At 70.6% G+C, this 23,197-nt stretch carries 23 protein-coding genes; 11 read left to right on the forward strand and 12 right to left on the reverse strand.

The genetic code is table 11. The features are described 5' to 3' along the window. Positions 1-124 precede the first annotated feature (124 nt). Entirely contained in the window at positions 125-409 is a 285-nt protein-coding gene (locus tag AC3IF1_RS08505; protein WP_243966890.1) for a hypothetical protein, read from the forward strand. Positions 410-487: 78 nt separating this feature from the next. Here AC3IF1_RS08505 and flbD read toward each other — a convergent pair whose 3' ends face one another. The 8 genes from flbD to AC3IF1_RS08545 all read right to left on the reverse strand — a co-directional run bounded on the left by flbD (position 488) and on the right by AC3IF1_RS08545 (position 8,541). Then, entirely contained in the window at positions 488-1,846 is a 1,359-nt protein-coding gene (gene flbD, locus AC3IF1_RS08510; protein WP_243966891.1) for a sigma-54-dependent transcriptional regulator FlbD, read from the reverse strand. A gap of 61 nt (positions 1,847-1,907) precedes the next feature. After that, a complete protein-coding gene (gene fliN / locus AC3IF1_RS08515; RefSeq protein ID WP_243966893.1) occupies positions 1,908-2,240 on the reverse strand; it encodes a flagellar motor switch protein FliN in 333 nt (110 codons plus the stop codon). 10 nt (positions 2,241-2,250) lie between these two features. Further along, positions 2,251-2,862 (reverse strand): FliH/SctL family protein, encoded by a 612-nt coding sequence (locus AC3IF1_RS08520; RefSeq protein WP_243966894.1) that lies wholly within the window; start codon positions 2,860-2,862, stop codon positions 2,251-2,253. After that, the gene (locus AC3IF1_RS08525; RefSeq protein ID WP_243966895.1) at positions 2,859-3,905 is read right to left on the reverse strand and encodes a flagellar motor switch protein FliG; all 1,047 of its coding nucleotides are present in this window, start codon (positions 3,903-3,905) and stop codon (positions 2,859-2,861) included. The genes AC3IF1_RS08520 and AC3IF1_RS08525 overlap by 4 nt, the downstream gene beginning before the upstream one ends. An 18-nt stretch (positions 3,906-3,923) precedes the next feature. After that, complete coding sequence (fliF, locus tag AC3IF1_RS08530) at positions 3,924-5,558, reverse strand: flagellar basal-body MS-ring/collar protein FliF (RefSeq protein WP_489217195.1); 1,635 nt, start codon at positions 5,556-5,558, stop codon at positions 3,924-3,926. Between the two features lie 220 nt (positions 5,559-5,778). Beyond that, complete coding sequence (gene sciP / locus AC3IF1_RS08535) at positions 5,779-6,054, reverse strand: CtrA inhibitor SciP (RefSeq protein ID WP_007569077.1); 276 nt, start codon at positions 6,052-6,054, stop codon at positions 5,779-5,781. A gap of 91 nt (positions 6,055-6,145) precedes the next feature. Further along, on the reverse strand, positions 6,146-6,832 hold the full coding sequence (locus AC3IF1_RS08540; protein WP_243966897.1) for a flagellar hook assembly protein FlgD: 687 nt from the start codon (positions 6,830-6,832) through the stop codon (positions 6,146-6,148). A gap of 104 nt (positions 6,833-6,936) precedes the next feature. Then, positions 6,937-8,541, reverse strand: a complete 1,605-nt coding sequence (locus AC3IF1_RS08545; protein ID WP_489217197.1) for a flagellar hook-length control protein FliK — start codon at positions 8,539-8,541, stop codon at positions 6,937-6,939. Between the two features lie 248 nt (positions 8,542-8,789). Between AC3IF1_RS08545 and mnmA the strand changes: the two genes are divergently transcribed. The 4 genes from mnmA to AC3IF1_RS08565 all read left to right on the forward strand — a co-directional run bounded on the left by mnmA (position 8,790) and on the right by AC3IF1_RS08565 (position 13,069). Further along, the gene (mnmA, locus tag AC3IF1_RS08550; protein ID WP_489217199.1) at positions 8,790-9,944 is read left to right on the forward strand and encodes a tRNA 2-thiouridine(34) synthase MnmA; all 1,155 of its coding nucleotides are present in this window, start codon (positions 8,790-8,792) and stop codon (positions 9,942-9,944) included. A 25-nt stretch (positions 9,945-9,969) separates the two neighbouring features. Then, entirely contained in the window at positions 9,970-10,623 is a 654-nt protein-coding gene (locus AC3IF1_RS08555) for a class I SAM-dependent methyltransferase (RefSeq protein WP_489217201.1), read from the forward strand. After that, positions 10,620-11,396: a TVP38/TMEM64 family protein gene (locus tag AC3IF1_RS08560; RefSeq protein ID WP_489217202.1), complete on the forward strand. Its 777-nt coding sequence runs from the start codon at positions 10,620-10,622 to the stop codon at positions 11,394-11,396. The genes AC3IF1_RS08555 and AC3IF1_RS08560 overlap by 4 nt, the downstream gene beginning before the upstream one ends. Before the next feature lie 218 nt (positions 11,397-11,614). Then, positions 11,615-13,069, forward strand: a complete 1,455-nt coding sequence (locus tag AC3IF1_RS08565) for an ATP-binding protein (RefSeq protein ID WP_489217203.1) — start codon at positions 11,615-11,617, stop codon at positions 13,067-13,069. A 4-nt stretch (positions 13,070-13,073) separates the two neighbouring features. Here AC3IF1_RS08565 and bioB read toward each other — a convergent pair whose 3' ends face one another. After that, positions 13,074-14,090: a biotin synthase BioB gene (bioB, locus tag AC3IF1_RS08570; protein ID WP_489217204.1), complete on the reverse strand. Its 1,017-nt coding sequence runs from the start codon at positions 14,088-14,090 to the stop codon at positions 13,074-13,076. 62 nt (positions 14,091-14,152) lie between these two features. Continuing rightward, positions 14,153-15,037 (reverse strand): fumarylacetoacetate hydrolase family protein, encoded by an 885-nt coding sequence (locus tag AC3IF1_RS08575; RefSeq protein WP_243965150.1) that lies wholly within the window; start codon positions 15,035-15,037, stop codon positions 14,153-14,155. Positions 15,038-15,445: 408 nt separating this feature from the next. Here AC3IF1_RS08575 and AC3IF1_RS08580 point away from each other — a divergent pair, with 408 nt between their 5' ends. After that, complete coding sequence (locus AC3IF1_RS08580) at positions 15,446-16,759, forward strand: OmpP1/FadL family transporter (protein ID WP_489217205.1); 1,314 nt, start codon at positions 15,446-15,448, stop codon at positions 16,757-16,759. Positions 16,760-16,814: 55 nt separating this feature from the next. Here AC3IF1_RS08580 and AC3IF1_RS08585 read toward each other — a convergent pair whose 3' ends face one another. Beyond that, positions 16,815-18,596, reverse strand: a complete 1,782-nt coding sequence (locus AC3IF1_RS08585; protein ID WP_489220357.1) for a PHA/PHB synthase family protein — start codon at positions 18,594-18,596, stop codon at positions 16,815-16,817. A gap of 281 nt (positions 18,597-18,877) precedes the next feature. Here AC3IF1_RS08585 and AC3IF1_RS08590 point away from each other — a divergent pair, with 281 nt between their 5' ends. From AC3IF1_RS08590 to AC3IF1_RS08605, 4 genes are all read left to right on the forward strand, one after another. Continuing rightward, positions 18,878-19,204: a hypothetical protein gene (locus AC3IF1_RS08590; protein ID WP_489217206.1), complete on the forward strand. Its 327-nt coding sequence runs from the start codon at positions 18,878-18,880 to the stop codon at positions 19,202-19,204. A gap of 107 nt (positions 19,205-19,311) precedes the next feature. After that, positions 19,312-20,529, forward strand: a complete 1,218-nt coding sequence (locus AC3IF1_RS08595) for an LL-diaminopimelate aminotransferase (RefSeq protein WP_243965143.1) — start codon at positions 19,312-19,314, stop codon at positions 20,527-20,529. A gap of 134 nt (positions 20,530-20,663) precedes the next feature. Then, a complete protein-coding gene (locus tag AC3IF1_RS08600) occupies positions 20,664-20,876 on the forward strand; it encodes a hypothetical protein (protein WP_243965142.1) in 213 nt (70 codons plus the stop codon). Positions 20,877-20,990: 114 nt separating this feature from the next. After that, positions 20,991-21,350, forward strand: a complete 360-nt coding sequence (locus tag AC3IF1_RS08605; RefSeq protein ID WP_489217207.1) for a hypothetical protein — start codon at positions 20,991-20,993, stop codon at positions 21,348-21,350. A 22-nt stretch (positions 21,351-21,372) separates the two neighbouring features. Here AC3IF1_RS08605 and AC3IF1_RS08610 read toward each other — a convergent pair whose 3' ends face one another. Next, positions 21,373-21,711 (reverse strand): DUF3140 domain-containing protein, encoded by a 339-nt coding sequence (locus AC3IF1_RS08610; RefSeq protein ID WP_489217208.1) that lies wholly within the window; start codon positions 21,709-21,711, stop codon positions 21,373-21,375. Between the two features lie 196 nt (positions 21,712-21,907). Here AC3IF1_RS08610 and prfB point away from each other — a divergent pair. Continuing rightward, positions 21,908-23,036 (forward strand): peptide chain release factor 2 gene (gene prfB / locus AC3IF1_RS08615; RefSeq protein ID WP_489217209.1). Its coding sequence is split into 2 segments (ribosomal slippage): positions 21,908-21,976 and positions 21,978-23,036, totalling 1,128 coding nucleotides; the frame shifts between segments, so codons are not numbered across the junction. The last annotated feature ends 161 nt before the right edge of the window (positions 23,037-23,197 follow it).

Genomic DNA, 23,197 nt, shown 5'->3' on the forward strand with positions numbered 1-23,197 from the left:
GCATCGTGCCGAAAGCCGTCGGCTACCTGTGAGGATGATGCGCGAGCCTCTGGATCCCGCACGGCGCGGTCTATAGAGGGTGGCGGCGCCCGTGCCCTGCTGGAAGAGCGAAGTCTAACGGTCCATGTCGGATTTCTCCGATCTCGTCGCGAAGGCGATCCAGCCGTCGATGACCCGGGCGGAGCGTGAGGCGGTCTACACCGTCGTGCGGCAGGCCGTGCTCCGCCTCCAGGAGCGGGAGGCGTTCCCGCCGGAGGACCCGCGCGTCGCGCTGCAGCGCCACCTCGTCGAGGAGACGATCCGCGACGTCGAGAGCGACGTCGCCCGCTATGAATCGCTGCGCAAGCTCGACGCCGCCTTCGCGGCCCAGAACGAGGCCAACCGCGCCGAGCAGGCCGGGCGCCGCTGAAGCAGTGTCGCGACAGCCCGGCACCGGCTTTCGAAGAAGGATGATGCCCGCCTGCGCCGCCTCACCCGGCCCGGCCGCTCAGCCGCAGGCCGCGCTCCGAACGCCGCCGGGCTCGGCCACGTCGAGGCCCGACGAGACGTACTCGTTGAGCTTGTTGCGCAGGGTCCGGATCGAGATGCCGAGGATCTTGGCCGCATGGGTGCGGTTGCCGAGGCAATGGTCGAGGGTGTCGAGGATCAGGTCGCACTCGACCTGCGCCACGGTCCGCCCCACCAGTCCGCGGGTCGCCGCCTCGGCGGCCTGGGCGGCGCGGGTCGCCGGTCCCTCGGCGCTCATCACCTCGCCGTCCGGGGACAGGATCGCCTCGGGGCCGATCGCGTCCCCCGAGGCCAGCAGCACCGCCCGGTGCAGGGTGTTCTCCAACTCGCGCACGTTGCCGCGCCAGGGGTTCTTCAGGATCAGGGCGCGCGCCTGCGCGTCGAGCGGGCGGGCCGGCACGCCGTTCACCGCGGCGTATTTCTTGGCGAAATGCGCGGCGAGCTCCAGGATGTCGGCCGGGCGCTCGCGCAAAGGCGGCAGCCGCAGGGCGACGACGTTGAGCCGGTAGAACAGGTCCTCGCGGAACGTGCCCTTCCGGACCTCCTCGGCGAGGTTGCGGTTCGAGGTCGCCAGCACGCGGATGTCGACCCGCACCGGGGCAGTGCCCCCGACCCGGTCGATCACCCGCTCCTGGAGGGCCCGCAGCAGCTTCGCCTGCAGGCGCACATCCATCTCGGAGATCTCGTCCAAGAGCAGCGTTCCGCCATTGGCCTCCTCGAACCGGCCGATGCGCCGGGCGACCGCGCCGGTGAACGCGCCCTTCTCGTGGCCGAACAGCTCGGATTCGAGCAGGGCCTCGGGGATCGCCGCGCAGTTGACCGAGACGAAGGGCTTGGCCGCCCGGTTCGACTTCTGATGGACGTGGCGGGCCAGGACCTCCTTGCCGGTGCCGCTCTCGCCGGTGATCAGCACCGAGGCCTCCGAGCGGGCGACCTGCTCGGCGAGCTTGACCACCCGCTCCATGGACGGGTCGCGCCAGACGAAGGCGGCGCGGTCGGTGGCGACCGCCTCAAGCACCGCGGCGATCAGCTCGGGATCGGGGGGGAGCGGGATGTACTCCTTGGCGCCGGCTCGGATCGCCGCCGCGGCGGTCTGCGCGTCCGCCGAGACCCCGCAAGCGACCACGGGGGTGCGGATCCGTTCCGCCTCCAGGGCTGCGACCAGGTCGGCGATGGGCAGGGCCACGTCGATCATGATGAGATCGGCGCCGCGGGCGCGCAGCACGTTCAGGCCCTGCGGCACGGCATCGGCCTGCGTCACGGCGGCGCCGCGCTGCATGGCGATCTTCGAGGCGGTGATCAGCTCGCCGTTGAGCCGCCCGATCATCAGGAGCCGCATGGTTCGTCCCTCTCAACCATCGTGGCGCGGACAGCCCCCCGGCGTCCGTGCCGAAAAAAGTTCACTCGCCCTTGACGATCTCGGTCATCGTCACCCCGAGCCGGTCCTCGACGAGGACGACCTCGCCGCGGGCGACCAGCCGGTTGTTGACGAACACGTCGATCGCTTCGCCGACCTTCCGGTCGAGCTCCAGCACGGCGCCGGGCGCCATCCGGAGCAGGTCGCCGATCGGCATCCGGGCGGAGCCCAGCACCGCCGAGACCATCACCGGCACGTCGAAGAGCTGCTCCAGGTCGGCGGCGGTCTTCGGGGTGGTCGGCGCGTCGCGGATCGAGCCCGCCGCGTAGTCGGGATCGTTCTCGCCGAGCTGGGGCAGGCTGAAATCGTCGGACATCGGGGTTCCTTCACGGGCGCGTCGGGAGGCCGAGGGCGTCCAGCACCGCCGCCTCGATGCGGGCACGCTCCCGCACGATGCCGCCGTCGGCCCACTCGATGCGGGCATCGCCCGCCGCCATGTCGGGGTCGCCGAGCACGACGAGGCGGCCCTCGTAGCCGCGCTCGCGCGCCAGGCGCTTCATCAGGGTCTCGGCCTCCTCGACGAGGCTGTCATGGACCCGCACCACCAGGTGGGGCACGCCGCGTAGGTGCTGGAGCGCGGCGCGCGCCGCCTCGCCGATGCCGGCGAGCGGGGCGGCCTCCAGGGCGTCGCCCGCGACCTTCCGGGCGATCAGCACGGCCACCTCGACGGCCTGCGCCTCACGCTCGGCATCGCGCGCGTCGGCCTGGGCGATCAGGCCCGCGGCGGCGAGGGCCAGGCGGGTCATGGCGTCGGCGAGCCGGCCCTGGACTTGCGCCTCGGCCTGGATCCGTCCGTCCTGGAGGCCGCGGGCATGGGCCTCGGCCTCGGCGCGCAGGGCGGCTTCGGTGGCGCGCAGCGCATCCGCGCTCGGACGCGCGCTGCGGAAATCCGTCTCGAACAGGAACGGCTTCGCGCTCCGGGACGCTTGGGCGCTCAATAGACCAGCTCCTCCTCGGCGCTATTCTTGGCGATCATGATCTCGCCCTTCTCGGCGAGGTCCTTGGCGATCTCGGTCATCTTGGCCTGCGCCTCGTCGACCTCCTTGAGGCGGACGGGGCCGAGGGAGGCCATCTCGTCCGTGAGGTTCTTGGCCGCGCGGGTCGACATCTGCTTCATGAAGAAGGCCCGGGTCGGCTCGTTGGCGCCCTTGAGCGCCCGGCACAGGGTCTCGTTGTCGATCGCGCGCATCAGGGTCTGGACGCTGCCCGGATCGAGCTTGAGCAGATCCTCGAAGGTGAACATCAGCTCGCGGATGCGCTTGGCCGAGCCGCGATTCGCCTGATCGAGGGCGGCGAGGAAACGCCCCTCCGTCTGCCGGTCGAAGGCGTTGAACACGTCGGCCATCATCTCGTGGGCGTCGCGGCGCTGGGTCTGGGCGATGGTGGACACGAACTCGACCCGCAGGGTCTCCTCGATGTGGCGCAGGGCCTCCTTCTGGACCGTCTCCATGCGCAACATGCGGTTGAGGCAATCGATGGCGAAATCCTCGGGCAGGATGGTCAGCACCTTGGCGGCGTAGTCGGCGCGCACCCGCGAGAGCACCACCGCGACGGTCTGCGGGTACTCGTTGCGCAGGAACGAGGCGAGGATCTCCGGGTCGACCTGGGCGATCGAGGCCCAAACGCGCTTGCCGGACGCGCCCTTGATCTCCGCCATGATCAGCGAGACCTGGTCGCTGGGGAAGATCTTCAGGAGCAGCGCCTCGGTCCGCTCGAAGTTCGACGAGATGCCCCCGCTGTTGCCGAGCTTGGTCACGAACTCGATGATCAGCCGCTCGACGGTCTGCACCTCCAGCGTGCCGAGCTGGACCATCGCGTGGCTGACCTTCTTGACCTCCTCCTCCTCCAGCATCTGCCAGATCGGGGCGCCTTCCTCCTCGCCGAGCATCAGCAGGAGCGCGGCCGCGCGCTGCGGACCGGGCATCGTCGCGAAGGAGTCGCCGCCCACATTCGCCAGGGTATTCGCCAGACCTGCCGCCATCGTCCGTTCCTCGACGCCTTACTCTTCCTGGATCCAGCCGCGCAGCACCTCGACGGTCTCGGACGGGCTGGCCCGGACCATGTCGACCACGCGCTGGACGGTCTCGGCCTGGACCTGGCCGTTGATCTTGGCGAACTCCATCAGCCGGGCGGTGGGGTTGTCCCGCTCCACCACCGTGATGGTCCCCCCCCCGGCGCCCGTGATCGCCGCGGCGTCGAGCGCGCCTCCCATCCCGGGCCCGGCCAGGGACGGCGCGGCCGGCATGGGTGCCAGCACCTGCCGTATCAGCGGGCGCACCACGGTCAGCAGGACGATCAGGGTCAGGAGCGCCAGCACGGCGAGTTCGGCCATGCGCAGCACGTCCTCCTTGGTGGGGGTGAGCAGTGCCTGCATCAGCGTCGGCTCGGCGAATTGCGGCACGCTCGGCGCCTCCGCGAAGCGCAGATTCACCACCTCGATCTGGTCGCCGCGCCCCTTGTCGAAGCCGACCGCGCTGCGCACCAGGGCGGTGATCCGCTCGATCTCGGCCGGAGCCCGGGGGGTGTAGGCCTGCTTGCCGTCGGCCGCCGTCGCGTAGACGCCGTCGACCACCACCGCCACCGACAGGCGCTTGATCCGGCCCCCCTCGGCGATCTCGGTCTTGGTGACCTTGGAGATCTCGTAGTTCGTGGTCTCCTCGTTCTTGTTCGTGGCGTCCTTGGGGGCGGGCGCCTTGTCGGCGCCGTTGGCGCCGGGCAACTCGTTGCCGACGCTCACCTGCCCGTCGGCATTGCCGGTGAGCGCCGATTCGGTCCGGGTCTGCGCAGAGCGCACCACCCGGCTCTCGGGGTCGAAGGTCTCGGAGCGGCTCTCGATCCGGTTGAGATCGAGCTCGGCATTGACCTGGACTCGGGCGCGCCCCGGCCCGACGATGCCGGCGACCACGTCCTCGATCTGGCCGCGCAGGCGCCGTTCCAGGGTGACCTGCCGGTCCTCGTAGCCGCTGGCGCCGTCGGATTCGGCATCCCGGGCGCCGTCGGCCAGCAGCCGGCCGCGCTCGTCGACGATCGAGACCCGTTCGGGCTTCAGGCCCTCCACTGCCGAGGCGGCGAGGTGGCGGATGGCCCGCACCTGCCCGGCATCGAGGTCGCCCATCAGCTTCAGCACGATGGCGGCGCTGGGGTTCTCGCGGTCCCGCTCGAACAGGCGGCGCTCCGGCAGGACCAGGTGGACGCGGGCCGCCTGGACCCGGCCGATCGCCCGGATCGAGCGGGCGAGCTCGCCCTCCAGGGCGCGCAGGTGGTTCACGTTCTGCACGAAATTGGTGGACGAGAACGCGTCCCCCTTGTCGAAGATCTCGTAGCCCACCCCGCCCTGGGTCGGCAGGCCCTTGCCGGCCAGGTCCATGCGCAGCTTGGCGAGGTCGGCCCGGGGCGCCATGATCGTCTGGCCGGTGTCGCCCCGGGTCTCGTAGCGGATGCCGCGGCTGTCGAGTTCGCGGACCACGGCGCTGGAATCCTGCATCGACAGGTCCGAGAACAGCACGCCCATGTCCGGGCGCGAGACCCGCAGGATGATGAAGGCGAAGAAGCCGATGAGCGTCAGCGTCACCGCCGCCATGGCGGCGATGCGGGCCGGTCCGAACTTCGTAACGAGATCGAGGACCGGCTTCACGGGCGGATTCGCTGCACTCTGAACGCGAGGCGGTCCCTGGCGGCCCGCTCGGCAGAAGTTGCCCAGGCCGTGGTTAGCGGGCCGTTAATGCCGGGGCTCGCGGACGCACGAACGGGTCTCCGAAACGCCGCGAAGCCGCGCCCGGGACCGGGACACGGCTTCGTGATGTTTCGGGACCGGCGGGCGCGGGCGTTCGGTTCCATCCCCGCCGTCGCCGGGATCAGTGCCGGTAGTGCTGGATCCGCGTGGTCCGGAGGCCGGCCAGACCGTGCTGGTCGATGGAGAACTGCCAGCTCAGGAATTCCTCGGTCGTCAGGGTATAGCGCTTGCACGCCTCCTCCAGGCTGAGGAGGCCGCCGCGCACCGCGGCCACGACCTCGGCCTTGCGGCGTATCACCCAGCGGCGGGTGCTCGGGGGCGGAAGGTCCGCAATGGTGAGGGGGCTGCCGTCGGGCCCGATGACATACTTCACTCTCGGGCGGCTAGGTTCGGTCATGATACGCTCTACACTCGACTGACCTGTCGAGAGTCCAAGGTACTTGCGCCCGCTTAAGAGATGTTGAAGCGAGTCACTCGGATGTGATTCGTTAAGTGCCACTTGTGGACAACCCGATCGTCTGCACGCTGGACAGGGGCACTTTCTGCGAGCCGATCGACAGGACCGGGGAAGTTCCGCTGAGATCGACTTCGTCCACCGTCCCCGACAGGCTGGTGTCGACGGCGACGTTGGCGCCCGTGGCATCGGTCGCCGCGACCTTGATCGAGTAGTTCCCGTTGGCTGCCGTCAGCCCGGCCGAAGTCTTGCCGTTCCACGTGTAGGACTGGCTTCCGGCGGCGAGGGAGGTGGTCTGGGTGGCCACCACGTTGCTGTTCGAATCCAGGATCGTGATCACCGCCTTCGAGGCCGCCCGGGCGGGCGTCAGGCTCCAGGAGGCCGAGCCGCCGGCGAGCTGGGAGGTGCTGCCGTCCGCCGTGACGGTCTTGCCGATATAGCTGGTTGCCGAGGCGGAACTGGCCGACTGCGACGCGGTCAGGATGTTGTCGAGTCGGTCGTTGGTCTTGAGCTGCTGCTCGACGCCGGCGAACTGCACCAGCTGCTGTGTGAACTGGTTGGTGTCCATCGGGTCGAGGGGGTTCTGGTTCTTGAGCTGCGTGGTCAGCAGCGTCAGGAACTGCGTGAAGTTGCTCGCGATCTCGGTGGCGTTTGCGCCGCCGCTCGACGCCGTGTTGGTCGTGGCCGCCGTGCTCGTGAGGCTGGATATGCCGCTGGACATGCCGTTCTCTCCTGTGCCGTGCCTGAGCGCTGGGCCCGGGCGCGATGATTCCGTGTCGATCCGCGAGGCGCGCCGGGCCGGCATCCGCCGCCCGGGCCGATGCCCTAGATCCTGATGTCGAGGCCGCCGTAGCCGCGCAGCCACCGGGTCGGGGCGGTCTCCTGCGGGGCCTCCGCCTGATCCCGGGTCCAGCCTGCCGAACCGCCCTGGGGGGAGCCGCCCGACCGGCCGTCGCCGCCGCCGCCGTTGCTCTGGGCGCTGCCGTCGCCCCGCAGCGACAGGTTGAGCCCGCCGGCCGACGGGTCGAGACCGGCCTGGGACAGGGCCTGCTGCAGCTGGCCGGCGTCGCGCTGAAGCAGCGCCAGGGTTTCCGGCCGGTCGACCACCAAGTGGGTCGTGACGGTGCCGCGGGCCTTGTCGATCTCCAGCTTGACGTCGATCCGCCCGAGCTCGATGGGGTCGAGGCGGATCTGGAACTCGTTCGACCCGTTGAGCGAGCGCAGGCCGATGGCCATCGGCACCTGTCCGATGGGGATGGGGGGATCGGTCGGGGCGGGCGCCGCGTTCGGCGTGGTCGCGCTCGCGGCCTGCGCGGCGTTGGTCGTTCCGACGGATGCCGCGGGCGTCGCGGGCAATCCACCCGCAGGGGCCGGGGACGGGGCCGTCGCCTGCGCCGCGCCCCCGCTCTGACCGGCATCGGCCAGGGCGGCCAGGAAGTCCTTGCCGGGGCCAGAGGCGGCGGATGCGGGATCGCCCGCGCCGGTGGCAACGGCCCCGACCGCGGCACTCGGATCGAGCTGCCCGGATCCTGCAGCGTTGACGAGAGCTTTCGCCCCGGTGCCCGCCCGGGCGATTCCCGAAACTCCCGTGGACTGCGCGGCGGCGGCCTCCACCGGGCCCGCAGCGGGCGTCCCCGTCCCGGATAGTGTCGCCCCGGCGCCGGCCGGGGTCGCCACACCCTTGGCGGCTATCTCCCCCGACCCGGATGCCTGGTCCCCGGACGCGACGGCCGCCGTGCCGGCCGGGCCGCCGCCCTTGGACAGCGCCGCGAGAAGCGTCAGCAACGTGGCGGCGGGGTTGGAGCCTGCGGCCTGCGCGGCGGGATCGGATTGCGGGGTCTGCACGGCCGGTTCGGTCCGGGCGGACATGTCGGTGCCCGCGGCCGGGGCGTCGGCTGCGGGATTCGCCGCGGCCGTCCCGGATTGCTCTGCGGCGGGATCGGCCTTCGCGGTCTTCGACAAAGCGGGATCGGTCTGCGCCTGCGCGCTCGAAGGCGCCCTCGGCGATGCGGCCTCGGACGTCTCCGGGGGCGGGCCCGAATCGGCCGGGGGCTCCTTCGGGCGGGGGGTGTCGGCGGCCTGTGCGGACGCGTCCGACGACTTGGCGGCAACCGGCCGCCGGTCCGCGGCCCGGGTATCGGCCCGCACCGCGGCGTCCCGCGCCCGCTCGGCGGCCGCGCGGGAGGCGTCGGCCTCGTCGCGCTGGGCGGTCTGGCGAGCCCGCCCGGCATCGGTCGCGTCCCGCTGGCTGGCCGCGCGGGCCTGCGCCGCCGCGGCAGCGTCTTGGGTCCGGGCCTCGCTCAGGGCCGCGCCGAACCGGTCCTGCGACGAGTCGCCGGCCCGGGCCGCGACCCCCGCCGCGTCCCAGCCCGTCCGCGTGGACGGAGCCCACGCGGTGACATTCAACCGATCCGCCGCACCGCTCGCCATGCCGGGTTCCTCTCGGATCCGATGCAGCAAGGTGCGCGCCACCGGCGCGGTGGGGCCAAGGCGCTGAGAACAAAACGTTTCTCTCGCTGTCGGCGCGCCGCGATGCGGCCGAAGCTGCCGGATACCCGGCAGGATCTGCCGGGTATCCGGGCCGGCGGACGCGTTGCCCTGGAAAGCCGGGCCGAGTCCCGCTATAGACGCGGCGTGCAGCCGGGAAGCTTCCGGGCCGGCGGCTGCGGACCCATGTGATGAACGCCCTCGATCTTCCCAAAGCCCCCCACGAGACGCGCGTCGTCGTCGCCATGTCGGGCGGCGTCGATTCCTCCGTGGTGGCCGGTCTCCTGAAGCGCCAGGGCTTCGACGTGGTCGGCGTCACACTTCAGCTCTACGACCACGGCGCCGCGACCCATCGCAAGGGGGCCTGCTGCGCCGGCCAGGACATCAACGACGCCCGGGGGGCGGCTGCGCATCTCGGCATCCCGCATTACGTCCTCGACTACGAGGACCGGTTCCGCGACGCGGTGATCGAGAAGTTCGCCGAGAGCTACCTCGCCGGCGAGACGCCGATCCCCTGCGTCGAGTGCAACCGGACCGTGAAGTTCCGCGATCTGCTGGGCCTCGCCCGGGACCTGAACGCCGACGCCCTCGCCACCGGGCACTACGTGGCGAGCCGGGCCCTGCCGGGGGGCGGCCGGGCGCTGCACCGCGCCCTCGACCCCGCCCGGGACCAGAGCTATTTCCTCTACGCCACCACGGCCGAGCAGCTGGACTTCCTGCGCTTTCCCCTCGGCGACATGACCAAACCCGAGACCCGGGCGCTGGCCAAGGATCTCGGCCTGTCCCTGGCCGAGAAGCCGGACAGCCAGGACATCTGCTTCGTCCCGCAGGGCCGCTACAGCGACGTGATCGCCCGCCTGCGCCCGGACGCCGCCCGCCCGGGCGAGATCGTCGATCTCGCGGGTCAGGTCGTCGGGCGGCACGCGGGCATCGTGCACTACACGGTCGGCCAGCGCCGGGGGCTCGGCCTGTCGGGACCCGAGCCGCTCTACGTGGTGCGGCTGGAGCCGGATACCGCCCGGGTGGTGGTCGGCCCGCGTACGGCGCTGGCGACGACCCGCATCCGCCTCTCGGATCTCAACTGGCTCGGCGCCGGCCCGGCCGAGGCCGTGCGCGACCTGCCCGTGGCGGTGCGCGTGCGCTCGACCCGGCCGCCGCGCCCGGCGACGCTCACGGTCGGGCCGGACGGCGCGGTCGAAATCGTGCTCGCCGAGCCCGAGGACGGGGTCTCCCCGGGCCAGGCCTGCGCGATCTATGCGGATGACGGGCCCCGGGCCCAGGTGCTCGGCGGCGGCACCATCCGGCGCGTCGACGCGTTGTCGGCCCGGCCCCGAGAGGCCGCCTGATCCCATTCCCAGGATAGACCGAACGATGCTGAGCGAGCCGCAGACGGCCGGGCCGAGCACGGCCCTGATGCGCAAGGCCTATGCCCGCTGGGCCCCCGTCTACGACGTGGTCTACGACAAGCTCACCGAGCCCGCGGCCCGCGCCGCGGTCGAGGCGGCGGCCGAGCACGGCCCGCGGATCCTGGAGGCCGGCGTCGGCACCGGCTTGGCGCTGGGCTACTACCCGCGGTCGAGCTTCGTCTGCGGCGTCGACCTGTCTGAGGACATGCTCAAGCGCGCCCGCGCTAAGGTCCGGCGCCGCAACCTGGCCCACGTGAAGGGCCTGCAGGTCATGGATGTCTGCCACCTGGGCTACGCCGATGCGAGCTTCGACGCCGTGGTGGCGCAGTTCCTGATCACCCTGGTGCCCGACCCTGAGGCCGCGATGTCCGAGTTCCTGCGGGTGGTGCGCCCCGGCGGCGGCATCGTGCTGGCCAATCATTTCGGCCAGAGCGACGGCCCCGTGGCCAGGGTCGAGGAGATCGTGGCGCCGCTCTGCACCAAGATCGGCTGGTCGTCGGACTTCAAGGCGACGCGGGTCGAGGCCTGGGCCCGGCGCAACGGCGTCGAGGTCGTCGGGCTGAAACCGACCTTCCCGGGCGGGTTCTTCAAGATCCTGCGGATGCGCAAGCCCGGGTGAGCGAAGCCCCACCCGTCGCCGAGGGCCGCTGGACCCGCGTGCGGCGCTGGCTGCCGCTCGTGCTGCTGCTCGGGATCTCGGGTTTCGTGCTCGTCTCGGGCGCGGCGCAGATCCTGAGCCTCGACCGGCTGCTCGCCTCCCGGGCCTGGCTGCGCGGGCTCGTCGAGGCGGACTATGTCCGCGCGCTGGCGGCGGCCTACGGCCTCTATGTCGGGGCCGTGGTGGTGTCGGTGCCGGCGACCCTGATCCTGACCATGATCTGCGGCTTCCTGTTCGGGATCGTGCCGGGGGCGCTGACGGCGGTCTGCGCCGCCACGACGGGGGCCGCGATCGTGTTCGCCGTCGGCCGCGGCCCCGGGGCCGACCTGCTCCGGCGGATGGGCGGCAACCGCCTCGCGGGTCTCGCCGCGGGTTTCCGGCGCGACGCCTTCGGCTACATCGTGGTGCTGCGGCTCCTCCCCCTGTTCCCGTTCTGGGTGACCAACCTCGCCCCCGCGGCGTTCGGGGTGAGGATGTGGGTCTTCGTATCGGCGACCGTCCTGGGCCTGCTGCCCGGCGCCTTCGTGTACGCCACCACGGGGGCGGGGATCGAGGAGGTGGTGGCGGCCCACGAGGCCGCCCGGGCCGCCTGCCTGGCGGCCGACGGGAGCGGCTGCGACAGGGCCCTGACGCTGCGGGACCTGATCACGCCCAGGATGGTGGCCGGGCTCGCGATGCTCGGCGTCTTCGCCCTGGCCAGCATGGTCCTGAGCCGACGCGCCCGGCGCGGCTGAGATCCGCCATCCGCAGCGGCGCGCGATCTCCGATGTCGAAGGGCACATGCAACCGCTTGCGGGTCGCTACCGTATAGTGCTGACGGGCAAGAGCCTGTATCCCCTGCAAAACTGTGGCTTGCGAACATGTCTCCCGCGAAGGCCGGACCCGGCTCGAGCATCTGCACCCTCCACCCCGCCGATCCCGATCCGCGATGCAAGCGCGGAGCCTGACCGGCATGGCCGCTGATTCCGACACCACCGTCGCGGCTCCGGCCCTGCCGGTTGCCGCCCCGACCCGCGACGGGCCCGAACGGCGGCGGCTGCGCCTCGGCCTGTCCGGCCGGCTGTTCCTCGTCACCGTCGCCTTCGTGGTGGCGGCCGAGGTGCTGACCTACGTGCCGGCCGTGGCCAATTACCGGATCGAGTGGATGTCCGACCGTCTGGCGGCGGCCCAGGTCGCCGCCCTCGTCCTGGACGGCCGGACGGCCGAGCCGGTCTCGGAGGCGCTGGAGAGCCGGCTGCTCGCGGGGGTCAACGCCCGGGCCATCGCGGTCCGCGGCGGCGGCACGCAGCGCCTGCTCGCCATCGAGCCGGTGCCGGAACGGGTCGCCGACACCGTCGATTTACGCGACGTCACGGCTTTTTCGGCGGTCCGCGGCGCCTGGCGCACCCTCGTCGCCCCGATGCGCGAGCCGATCCGCGTGGTCGGGGAGGGCGGTATCGGCTTCGACCGGGTCGAGATCCTCCTCGACGAGGCACCGCTGCGGGCCGCGATGGTCGACTACGCCCTGCGCCTGCTGGTCTCCTCGCTGATCATCGCGGCCTCGGCGGCGGGCCTCGTCTTCGTGGTCCTGCAGGTCCTGATCGTGCGCCCGGTCCGGCGGCTCGTCACCAGCATCACGGCCTTCGCGGACGATCCGGAGGATGCCGGCCGGATCATCGCGCCGTCCCGCCGCAGCGACGAGATCGGCCAGGCCGAGCTGGCGCTGGGGCGGATGCAGCGCAGCCTCGCCGACCAGCTCCGCCAGAAGCGGCGGCTGGCCGAGCTGGGGCTCGCGGTGAGCAAGATCAGCCATGAGCTGCGCAATCTGCTCACCGGAGCGCAACTCCTGGGCGACCGTTTGGAGGGGACCGCGGATCCGACGGTCCAGCGCGTCGCCCCGCGGCTCGTGGGGACCCTGGCCCGGGCGATCCGGTTCTGCGAGGCGACCCTGGCCTATGGCCGGGTCACCGAGCGGGCGCCGCGCCTGGCCAGCACGAAGCTGGCGCCGATCTTCTCGGAGCTTCCGGACCTTGCCGCGCTCTCGGCCCACCCCGTGGCGGTGCGGGTGGCGGCGGACGACCTGTCCGTCCTGGCCGATCCGGAGCAGCTCGGCCGGGCCCTCGCCAACCTCGTCCGCAACGCCGTCCAGGCGCTGGACGGGGCGAAGGTCGCGGAGGCCGCAGTGCAGGTCGCGGCCGTGCGCGAGGAGCCGGGCCGGGTGACCATCTGGGTCGCCGACAACGGCCCCGGCCTGCCGGCGCGCGCGCGGGAGAACTTGTTCGCCCCATTCGCCGGCTCAACGCGCTCCGGCGGCACCGGGCTCGGCCTGCCGATCGCCGCCGAACTGATCGGCATCAATGGCGGCGCGCTGACCCTCGACACCTGCGAGGGCGGGGCGCGGTTCCGGATCGTGCTGCCGGAGGGCTGAGGCCCTATTCCGCCGCGGCGAGAACCGGCTCGGCGACGCGGATGCCGAGATCGGCCAGCAGGGCCGCATCCGCATCCGCCTCGTTGTTGGCCGTGGTGAGCAACCGCTCGCCGTAGAAGATCGAGTTCGCCCCGGCGAGGAAGCACAGGGCCTGGGCCTCGCGGCTGAGCGCCCGGCGGCCCGCGCTGAGCCGGACCCGCGCCCGGGGCATCACGATGCGCGCGGTGGCGCACATCCGCACCATGTCGAACGGGTCGATCGCCGTCGCGGTATCGCCCAGCGGCGTTCCCGCGACGGCGGCCAGGGCGTTGATCGGCACGCTCTCGGGATGGGGCGCGTGATTGGCCAGAACCTGCAGCATCGCCACGCGGTCGCCGACCCCCTCGCCGAGGCCGATGATGCCGCCGCAGCAGACGCCGATCCCGGCCGCCCGGACCCGCTCCAGCGTGTCCAGCCGGTCCTCATAGGTCCGGGTCGAGACGATCTTGTCGTAATAGCCCGGCCCGGTATCGAGGTTGTGGTTGTAGGCCGTGAGCCCGGCCTCCGCGAGGCGCTCGGCCTGGCTCGCCGTCAGCATGCCGAGGGTCACGCAGGCCTCCATCCCGAGGCCCCGCACGCCCCGGACCATGGTGAGCACGGCGTCGAAATCGGGCCCGTCCTTGGGGCTGCGCCAGGCCGCGCCCATGCAGAAGCGCGTGGCGCCGGCGGCCTTGGCGGCGGCGGCCTCGGCCAGCACCGTCTCCACCGGCATCAGGCGCTGGCGCGCGAGGCCGGTCTCCTTGTGGTGGGCCGATTGCGAGCAGTAGCCGCAATCCTCGGGGCAGCCACCGGTCTTGATCGAGAGCAGGCTCGCCCTTTGAATATCGGCCGGATCGTTGTGCGCCCGGTGGACCGTCGCGGCCCGATGCACGAGATCGAGCAGCGGCAGGTCGTGGATCGCCCGGATCTCCGTCAGGCTCCAATCATGGCGGATCGGGCCGGACGCGTCTTGCGGGGAAGCGGGGAGGGACGTTGCGCTCATCCTGCGTTTGAGCCGGATCGGCGGCCAGAAATCAAGCGTCCGGGCGGCCGAAGCGTGTCCGCTCAGTCCGTCGGCTCGCCGGCCGAGACCTTGGCGGTCCAGTCGTCGAAGGCGATCACCCTTTGGCGCTGCTCGCCGAGGCGCTCGATCCGGAGGACCATCTCGTCGCCGGCCTTCAGGTAGCGCGGCGGCTTCATGCCGAGGCCGACCCCGGGCGGGGTGCCGGTTGTGATCACGTCGCCGGGCTCGAGCAGCATGAAGTGCGACGCGTAGGCGACGAGCTGGGGCACGTCGAAGATCATCGTCGCCGTCGAGCCGGTCTGGCGGCGCTCGCCGTTCACGTCGAGGCTCATGGCGAGGGTCTTCAGGTCGGGGATCTCGTCGAGCGTCACCAGCCAGGGGCCCAGCGGCCCGAAGGTCGGCGCGCTCTTGCCCTTGGTCCAGGTGGGCCCGCGGTTCATCTGCCACTCGCGCTCCGAGACGTCGTTGCAGATGCAGGCCCCCGCCACGTAGCTCAGCGCCTCGTTGGCGTGGACGTAGCTGGCGTGCCGGCCGATCACCACCGCGAGCTCCACCTCCCAGTCGGTGCTGGACGAGCCCTTGGGGATGATGACGGTGTCGTTCGGCCCGCACAGGCTGGACGGCGCCTTGTTGAAGATGATCGGCTCAGAGGGGATCGGTGAGCCCGTCTCGGCGGCGTGGTCGGCGAAGTTGAGGCCGATCGCCACCACGTTGCGGGTGCCGCCGACGCAGGGGCCGAGGCGCACGTCCGGCGGCAGCTTCGGCAGGGTCTCGGGATCCAGGGCGCGCAGCCGCGCCAGCGAGTCGGGCCCGAGCGCCGGTCCGGCGATGTCGCGCACGATGCTCGAAAGGTCGCGCAAGCCTCCGTTCGCGTCCACGAGGCCGGGCTTCTCGTCGCCGCTCGGGCCGTGCCGGAAGAGCTTCATCGCCGCGCTCCTGATCCTTACCCTGGAACCGGTCTGCGCCGGTTGGCGGGACCATGGCCGGGCCCCGGTCCTGGCGCAAGCGTGATCGGCGACACCGCGGATCGAAGCCGATGTCGCATTATGGCAACATATCGGCGGGAAAGTGCATATATGCCCGTTTAAGGACATATTATTCATGGGCGCGGCCGACCCGGCGAACACAGACGTCGGATGATAAAATTTTACCGTCGCAGGGATACGCTCAGAACAGATGGATCTCGTGCGGGCTTTCCATTGAACTTCGTCTTTGCGCGGGAAATGCCGATCGGCATTGCGAATCTGTGCGGCGAACCGGCACGATGCCTGAAATGGTGCCGCATCACGAGTCGTGGTCAATCGACGGCGCCGGGTCGAGCGTTGGGGGAGAAGATGGGCGGGACGGTGCGCGCGGCGTTGCTCGCGGCGACAGCGATGATCCTCGGCGCCGGGGCGGCGCGTGCGGGGGCGTTCGGCATCCGGGAGCAGAGTACCGAGGCGCAGGGGCTCGCCTTCGCGGGTGCGGCGGCGGGATCGGGCGGCGTCTCGTCGATCTTCTGGAATCCCGCGACCATCACGATGAATCCCGGCTTCGTCGCGGAGCAGAACTTCACCTATATCGGCCTCTCCTCCGAGATTCGTCCCGCGCCGGGCACCAATCCCGGCTTCGCGCGCCTCGGCGGCTCCGGCGATATCGGCCAGGGCGCCGTGGTGCCGGCGGGGGCGACCTCCTATCAACTCAACGACCGCCTCTGGCTCGGCCTCTCCACCGGCGCCCCCTTCGGCCTCGTGACCAAGCCGCGGCAGGTCTGGGCCGGCGAAGTCTACGGGCGCTCGTCCCGGATCTTCTCCCTGGCGATCAACCCGGTCATCGGCTTCAAGGTCAACGAGTGGCTCTCGCTCGCGGCCGGCCCGAACATCGAGTATTTCCGACTGACCCTGCGGCAGGCGCTGCCGATCCCCGGCCTCCAGCCGACCGTCTATCCGAGCTCCTTCCTCAAGGGTGAGTCCTGGGGCGCGGGCTTCACCGCGGGCGCCACGCTGACGCCCCGCGACGGGACCGTGCTGGGCATCGGCTACCGCTCCTCCGTGCATCACGAGATCGACGGTTCGATCGGCGTGCCGCTGCTCGCCCTGGCGCCGCTGGCCGGGCAGGTCCGCTCGAAGCTGAACACGCCCGACAAGGTGAGTGTCGGCCTCACCCAGGCGCTCTCGCCGGTGGCGCGGGTGGATCTCGGCTTCGAGTGGGACAATTGGTCGAGGCTCGGCAACATCGGCATCGTGTCGAAGACGCTCGGACTGTCGGTGAATTCCCTGCCGCTCAACTACAAGGACGGCTACACCTACTCGATCGGCGCCGAGTACGACGCGGCGCCGAACCTGACGCTGCGGACCGGCTTCGCCTACGAAAGCTCGCCGATCGACTTCTCGAACCGCTCGGTGCGCCTGCCCGACGGCGACCGCTACAACGTCTCGGTCGGCGCCAGCTATCGCTGGAGCCAGCAGCTGACCCTGAACGTCGCCTACTCGCACTTCTTCCTGAACCGGTCGCGGATCCTCGCCGGGCTCGGGCGCGACTACAACGTCGCCAACATCGCCTTCGCGGGCGTGGTCGACTCGAGCGCCGACATCGTCTCGGTCGGTTTCCGCTACGTGTTCGGCGCTCCGCCGGCCCCGGCCCCGGCGCCGCTGGTGCGCAAGTACTGAGGCGAGCCCGCGGGACGCCCGTGACCGGGGGACACCCTACGCGTGCGGATGCGCCTCAGGCGCGCATCCGCACGTAGGTTCCAGGCGCCGGTCCCAGCGACGGCAGCGCGTCGCCCCCGGGCTTCCGGGCCGGCACCCGTTCGGGCGCCTGCGCCTCGATCCACTGGAACCAATAGGGCCACCACGAACCCTTGGTCTCGACCGCCGCGGTGATCCACGATTCCAGCGTCCCCCGGACCGGGCCGCCGGTCCAGTAGCCGTATTTCGGCTTCGACGGGTGGTTGATCACGCCGGCGATGTGGCCCGAACCCGCGAGCACGAAATCGACCTTGCCGCCAAAAATCTTCGAGCCCTCGAACACCGAGATCGCCGGGGCGATGTGGTCCTCGCGGGTGGCGAGGTTGAAGATCGGGACCTGCACCTTCTCGAGGTCGAGGCGGACGTTGCCGAGCACCATCCGGCCCTGCGCCAGGGTGTTGTCGAGGTAGCAGTTGCGCAGATAGAAGGAATGGTTGGCCGCCGGCATCCGGGTGGCGTCGGAATTCCAATACAGCAGGTCGAAGGCCGAGGGTGCCTTGCCCTTGATGTAGTTGTTCACGACGTAGGACCAGATCAGGTCGTTCGGCCGCAGCATGTTGAACGCGTTGGCCATCCGGGCGCCTTCCAGGTAGCCGCGCTCGGACATCTGCGCCTCGATCTGTCGGATCTGGTCCTCGTCAGCGAACACCTTCAGGTCGCCGGCATGGGTGAAATCGACCTGGGTGGTCAGCAGCGTCGCGCTCTTGATCCGCCGGTTGCCGGTGGCCGCCTGCATGGCGAGCGTCACGGACAGCAGCGTGCCGCCGACGCAGTAGCCCGCGGCCGTGACAGCGCTCTCGCCCGTCGAGACCCCGATCGCGTCGATGGCCGCCTCGATCCCCTCGCGCATGTAGGATTCGAAGTCCTTGTCGGCGTGGCGCGCGTCCGGATTCACCCAGGAGATGCAGAAGACCGTCAGGCCCTGGTCGACCATCCACTTGAGGAAGCTCTTCTGAGGGTTGAGGTCGAGGATGTAGAACTTGTTGATCCAGGGCGGGACCATCAGGAACGGGCGCCGGAGCACCGTCTCGGTGGTGGGCGCATACTGGATCAGCTCGATCAGGTCGTTGCGGAACACCACCTCCCCGGGGGTGACCGCCACGTTGCGGCCGACCTCGAACCCGCTCGGGTCGGTCTGGCGCACGCGCAGCTGGCCGCCGCCGGCCGCCAGATCCTCCTCGTACATCTTGAGGCCGCGGACGAGATTGGCGCCGTTCTCCTGCAGGGTGTGGCGGATCAATTCCGGGTTGGTCGGCAGGAAGTTGGAGGGGGAGAGCATGCTGGTGAACTGGCGCAGGTAGAACTGCGCCTTGTGGCGCGTATGCGCGTCGAGCCCCTCGGCCTCGTCCACGAGGCCCTCGGCCCAGCGGGTAGCGAGGAGGTAGGCCTGCTTGATGAAGTCGAAATACGGGTTGGTCGACCATTCGGTGTGGGCGAAGCGGCCGTCCCGGGGCTCCGGCAGCGCCACCGGATCGGCCGGCTGGCCCTGCAGGCGCAGATAGGTGGACCCCCACAGCGACAGGAAGGCCTGCGAGAGGCGCGTCTGGGCCTCGGCGCTGCGGCTCGGATCGGCGAGCCACGACTCGGCGACCTGCCCGAGGACCTTCGCCGCCTCGTTCAGCTCGCTGCCGGATGTGCCCGGCTGCCCGTCGGGGCCGAGCAGCTTGGCGACGTTGCGGCCCATCGCCTCGACGAACTGTCCGGCATTGCGGGACAAGGCCTCGAAATCCGGCATCGGCGCGGTCGTCCCGTCCGGCATCGCGCCGTTGGGGGCCGGCTTCGGCGGAGCAGTCTGGTCCGGCGCCTGCGGGCTCGTCACGCGTACCTCCCTGATATGGGCTGTCGACCCTGTCGCGCGGGCCACGTTTTCGTTAAAATAAGGAACGCGCCGGGGATTTCGCCACCCCGCCCCGGAACGTGACCGAGACATCCGGCCGATCTTCTCATGCCTATTCCTCGTCTCATGGCCGTGTGACTATGGATCGTGCCTTTTCGAACAGTGACGTCCGGGCTCGCCGCCCCGGATTCGCCTGCGCGGCGATGGTCGCCCTCCTGGCGGGGCCGCTCGCCGGCTGCTCGGGGGACGCCGTGCGCACGCTGGCAACCGATGCGGGATACGGGCCGCGGGTCGTGGCGGCACCGGACTTCGTGACCGGATCCCGCACCAAGGACACGCAGGATTACATGCCGGTGGGCGTCGACGCCCCCAAACGCCCGGTCCGGCCGAAAACCGTCACCGGGCAGAAGGCCCTGGAGGCGGAGCTCGAGGGCGCCCGCGGCCGCAACGAGGCCCGCGGCCGTGCCGCAGCGAGCGCCGGCCAGGGCGCCGCCGCGAGTATCAAGCCGGCCCCGGCGCCCCCGCAATAGCCACGCTTTTGTGGGTCGGCGGCGACGTGCAAGTCTGCTACAGCAGATGGTTCGCGCGACCGGCTTACGAAAGACGCCAGACTCGGGACGCGCCGATGGACACGCCGATGACCGACTTCCACCGCATCAAGCGACTGCCCCCCTACGTCTTCGAGCAGGTCAACCGGATCAAGGCCGCCGCCCGGGCGCAGGGCGCCGACATCATCGATCTCGGCATGGGCAATCCGGATCTCGACGCTCCGAAGCACGTCATCGCCAAGCTGTGCGAGACCGCCGGGCGCCCGCGCACCGACCGCTACTCGGCCTCCAAGGGCATCGCGGGGCTGCGCAAGGCCCAGGCCGGCTATTATCAGCGCCGGTTCGGCGTGAGCCTCAATCCCGAAACGCAGGTGGTGGCGACGCTCGGCTCCAAGGAGGGCTTCGCCAACATGGCTCAGGCGATCACCGCCCCGGGTGATGTCGTGCTGGTGCCGAACCCGAGCTACCCGATCCACGCCTTCGGCTTCCTGATGGCCGGTGGGGTGATCCGCTCCGTGCCGGCCGAGCCGACCCCTGAGATGTTTCCGGCCCTCGAGCGGGCCATGCGCCACTCGATCCCGAAGCCCGTCGCCCTTGTGGTCTGTTACCCGTCGAACCCGACCGCCTACGTGGCGAGCCTCGACTTCTACCGGGACCTCGTGGCCTTCGCGAAGCAGCACGAGCTGATCCTGCTGTCGGATCTCGCCTATGCCGAGGTCTATTTCGACGACAACCCGCCGCCCTCGGTCCTCCAGGTGCCGGGCGCCATCGACTGCACGGTGGAGTTCACCTCCCTGTCGAAGACTTACTCCATGGCCGGCTGGCGCATGGGCTTCGCGGTGGGCAACGAGCGCCTGCTTTCGGCGCTGACCCGGGTGAAGTCCTACCTCGATTACGGCGCCTTCACGCCGATCCAGGTCGCCGCGACCGCGGCCCTCAACGGGCCGGATGATTGCATCCACGAGATGCGCGGCATCTACAGGAAGCGGCGCGACGCCCTGGTGGAATCCTTCGGCAAGGCCGGCTGGACCATTCCGGCGCCGGCAGCCTCCATGTTCGCCTGGGTGCCGATCCCCGAGCGCTACCGGGAGATGGGCAGCCTCGAATTCTCGAAACTTCTGCTGGAGAAGTCCGACGTGGCGGTGGCGCCCGGCATCGGCTTCGGCGAGTTCGGCGACGGGTACGTGCGCATCGCCCTGGTGGAGAACGAGCAGCGGATCCGCCAGGCGGCGCGCAACGTCCGCCGGTTCTTCGACGGCACCGACAAAACCCTGCACAACGTCGTGCCGATGGCCCGCGCCGGGTAATCGGACCGGCTGAAGTTGTTGCCGCGGGGCGACAGGCTCCGCCAAAGGCACCGTCGGCCCACTCCGGCGCTTGTCAGGGCGGACCGCGATGGCCAGGGTCAGGGACGGGGGTTTTCCCGCGTCCCGAGTGCCGCATGCGCCGCCTGAACCTGATCGCCGCCCTGCTGCTCGCCGCCGCGGCCTCGGCCTGCGCGCCGAACCCGATCATCGCCCGGGATCCGATCCCGGCGCCGGGCCCCACGGACGTCTATGCCTGCGACTCGAAGCCGTTGCCGGTCAACGCCTTCATCTCGGATTGCCGCCCGGTGCCGGCGAGCCCGCAGGTTGTCCTGCGCGCCCGCGGCTGATCCGCGAACGGCATTTCGGTAACCGGTCCGCTCGGACGGGCCGGACAATCCGCTGGCGATCCGCTAGACTGCAGGAAACCTGCCGGTCCGACCGGCCCCGTGACGGAGCACCGCGTGAGCACCAAGACCCTGATCGCCGCCGGATTGCTGGCCCTCGTGACGGGGCAGGGTGCCTCCGCCGCCGACGCCGCCTACGCGCCGGCGCCGTACCGGCCGCGCGCTTACGTGTTCACGGCCCCGGATGGCCCGACCGTCCTTCAGGCCGAGACCTGCTGCCAGGGTGTCGTGCCGCCGGGGCGCTCCGATCTCGCCGTGCCGCCGGTTCCCGTGGCCGAGGTGATGAATGGCGGCGGCTTCGGCTACACCGGGTTCGACTACTTTAACGACCAGATCACCGAAAGCCGGTTCGGCGCGCGCAAGCGGCCGAAGGAATACGTGATCGCCCCGTCCTACACCGTGCCGCCGCGCTACTGAGCCATCCTGACTCTCCGGGGCCTCAATCCTTGTGCGGATCGTGGCCCCAGTTCATCAGCGACATCCGCCAGGGTGAGTCCGGGTCCTTGCGGGCCGCACCGCCCTGCTTGAGATGGCGGTGGACGTAGCTCACGACCTTGCCCATGGCAGCGTAGTCGTCGCTCGTCAGGTCCGCCTTCTTCTTGTCCTTGATGGCCAGGATACGCCGGCCCATCGCGTGGCCGGTCGATTCATCGCCGTCCTTCTTCTGGCCGACCTCCTTGCTGCCGTCGCTGTCGAGATGCTTCCTCAGCGCCGCCGGCGTCATGTTGACGGCTTCGTTGAAGTCCTTCCACGTCGTTGCGTGATCGTCCTCCGCCATTCGCGGACCTCCGCTCGGATGCCGTTCGTGCCCGACAACGCGCCCGGGGCGGACCGGCTCGCGCGCATCCCTGCGGTCGGGCGCCGCACGGGAAGAGGCCGCGGCGGCGGGGCGGCGTTTACAGGCTGGTCCCCGGGGGGTATCACCCCGGCCCGATACAGAACCCCTTTCCCACACCCCACCCCCGAAAAACCAGATGCGCGCCGAGATCGAGCAAGCCTCGGATGCCGCCAAGCAGTCTATAGGACTGCTGAGGAGGCATCTTTGACTGGGATACAGTCGATAAACGCCTCGCGGAGCTGAACGCAGCCTCCGAGAACCCCGACCTCTGGAACGATGCCGAGGCCGCCCAGACTGTGATGCGCGAGCGCCAGCAGCTCGACGAGGCGGTCACGGCGATCAAGAAGCTGGAGCGCGACCTCGAGGACGGCGCCACCCTGATCGAACTCGGCGAGATGGAGGGCGACGAATCCTCGATCCGCGAGGGCGAGGCGTCGATCCTGGCGGTCGAGAAGGAGGCCGCGAGCCGGCAGGTCGAGACCCTGCTGTCCGGCGAGGCCGACGGGTTCGACACCTATCTCGAAGTCCATGCCGGGGCCGGCGGCACCGAGAGCCAGGACTGGGCCAACATGCTCCAGCGCATGTATGCGCGCTGGGCCGAGCGCCGGAAGTACAAGGTCGATGTCGTCGAGATGACCGACGGCGAAGAGGCCGGGATCAAGGGCGCGACGCTCCTGATCAAGGGCCACAACGCCTATGGCTGGCTCAAGACCGAGTCGGGCGTGCACCGGCTGGTGCGGATCTCGCCCTACGATTCGAGTGCCCGGCGGCACACCAGCTTCGCCAGCGTCTGGGTCTATCCGGTGATCGACGACCGGATCGAGATCGAGATCAAGGAATCCGACTGCCGGATCGACACCTACCGGTCGTCCGGCGCCGGCGGCCAGCACGTCAACACCACGGATTCGGCGGTGCGCATCACCCACAATCCCACCGGGATCGTGGTGGCCTGCCAGCAGGAGCGTTCGCAGCACAAGAACCGGGCGACCGCCTGGAACATGCTGCGCGCCCGCCTCTACGAGGCTGAGCTGAAGAAGCGCGAAGAGAAGGCCAACGCCGAGGCCGCGTCGAAGACCGATATCGGCTGGGGCCACCAGATCCGATCCTACGTCCTGCAGCCGTACCAGCTGGTGAAGGACCTGCGCACCGGCACCCAGTCGACGGATCCGGACGAGGTGCTCGACGGCGATCTCGATCCGTTCATGGAGGCGTCGCTCGCCCAGCGGCTCTATGGCGGCGCCGACGTGGTCGACGACATCGACTGAGGCGGGCTGCCGGCTCCGCAGGATTTCCCTCCCCCCTTTGCGGGGGAGGGTGGCCCGCGGAGCGGGTCGGGAGAGGGGAGCGACGGTGCAGAACGAAACTCTGTTCGGTGTGAAGGTAGCGTCCCGTCCTGAAGCCGGGTTCCCCTCTCCCGACCCCTGCT

The organism is Methylobacterium sp. E-012 (assembly GCF_057836545.1).

Excerpts from the sequence above, each read along its gene's own strand:
- AC3IF1_RS08505 (WP_243966890.1), top strand. The coding sequence starts at position 125 with ATGTCGGATTTCTCCGATCTCGTCGCGAAGGCGATCCAGCCGTCGATG.
- flbD (WP_243966891.1), bottom strand. The coding sequence starts at position 1,846 with ATGCGGCTCCTGATGATCGGGCGGCTCAACGGCGAGCTGATCACCGCC.
- fliN (WP_243966893.1), bottom strand. The coding sequence starts at position 2,240 with ATGTCCGACGATTTCAGCCTGCCCCAGCTCGGCGAGAACGATCCCGAC.
- AC3IF1_RS08525 (WP_243966895.1), bottom strand. The coding sequence starts at position 3,905 with ATGGCGGCAGGTCTGGCGAATACCCTGGCGAATGTGGGCGGCGACTCC.
- sciP (WP_007569077.1), bottom strand. The coding sequence starts at position 6,054 with ATGACCGAACCTAGCCGCCCGAGAGTGAAGTATGTCATCGGGCCCGAC.
- AC3IF1_RS08540 (WP_243966897.1), bottom strand. The coding sequence starts at position 6,832 with ATGTCCAGCGGCATATCCAGCCTCACGAGCACGGCGGCCACGACCAAC.
- AC3IF1_RS08545 (WP_489217197.1), bottom strand. The coding sequence starts at position 8,541 with ATGGCGAGCGGTGCGGCGGATCGGTTGAATGTCACCGCGTGGGCTCCG.
- mnmA (WP_489217199.1), top strand. The coding sequence starts at position 8,790 with ATGAACGCCCTCGATCTTCCCAAAGCCCCCCACGAGACGCGCGTCGTC.
- AC3IF1_RS08555 (WP_489217201.1), top strand. The coding sequence starts at position 9,970 with ATGCTGAGCGAGCCGCAGACGGCCGGGCCGAGCACGGCCCTGATGCGC.
- AC3IF1_RS08565 (WP_489217203.1), top strand. The coding sequence starts at position 11,615 with ATGGCCGCTGATTCCGACACCACCGTCGCGGCTCCGGCCCTGCCGGTT.
- bioB (WP_489217204.1), bottom strand. The coding sequence starts at position 14,090 with ATGAGCGCAACGTCCCTCCCCGCTTCCCCGCAAGACGCGTCCGGCCCG.
- AC3IF1_RS08575 (WP_243965150.1), bottom strand. The coding sequence starts at position 15,037 with ATGAAGCTCTTCCGGCACGGCCCGAGCGGCGACGAGAAGCCCGGCCTC.
- AC3IF1_RS08580 (WP_489217205.1), top strand. The coding sequence starts at position 15,446 with ATGGGCGGGACGGTGCGCGCGGCGTTGCTCGCGGCGACAGCGATGATC.
- AC3IF1_RS08585 (WP_489220357.1), bottom strand. The coding sequence starts at position 18,596 with ATGCCGGACGGGACGACCGCGCCGATGCCGGATTTCGAGGCCTTGTCC.
- AC3IF1_RS08590 (WP_489217206.1), top strand. The coding sequence starts at position 18,878 with ATGGTCGCCCTCCTGGCGGGGCCGCTCGCCGGCTGCTCGGGGGACGCC.
- AC3IF1_RS08595 (WP_243965143.1), top strand. The coding sequence starts at position 19,312 with ATGACCGACTTCCACCGCATCAAGCGACTGCCCCCCTACGTCTTCGAG.
- AC3IF1_RS08600 (WP_243965142.1), top strand. The coding sequence starts at position 20,664 with ATGCGCCGCCTGAACCTGATCGCCGCCCTGCTGCTCGCCGCCGCGGCC.
- AC3IF1_RS08610 (WP_489217208.1), bottom strand. The coding sequence starts at position 21,711 with ATGGCGGAGGACGATCACGCAACGACGTGGAAGGACTTCAACGAAGCC.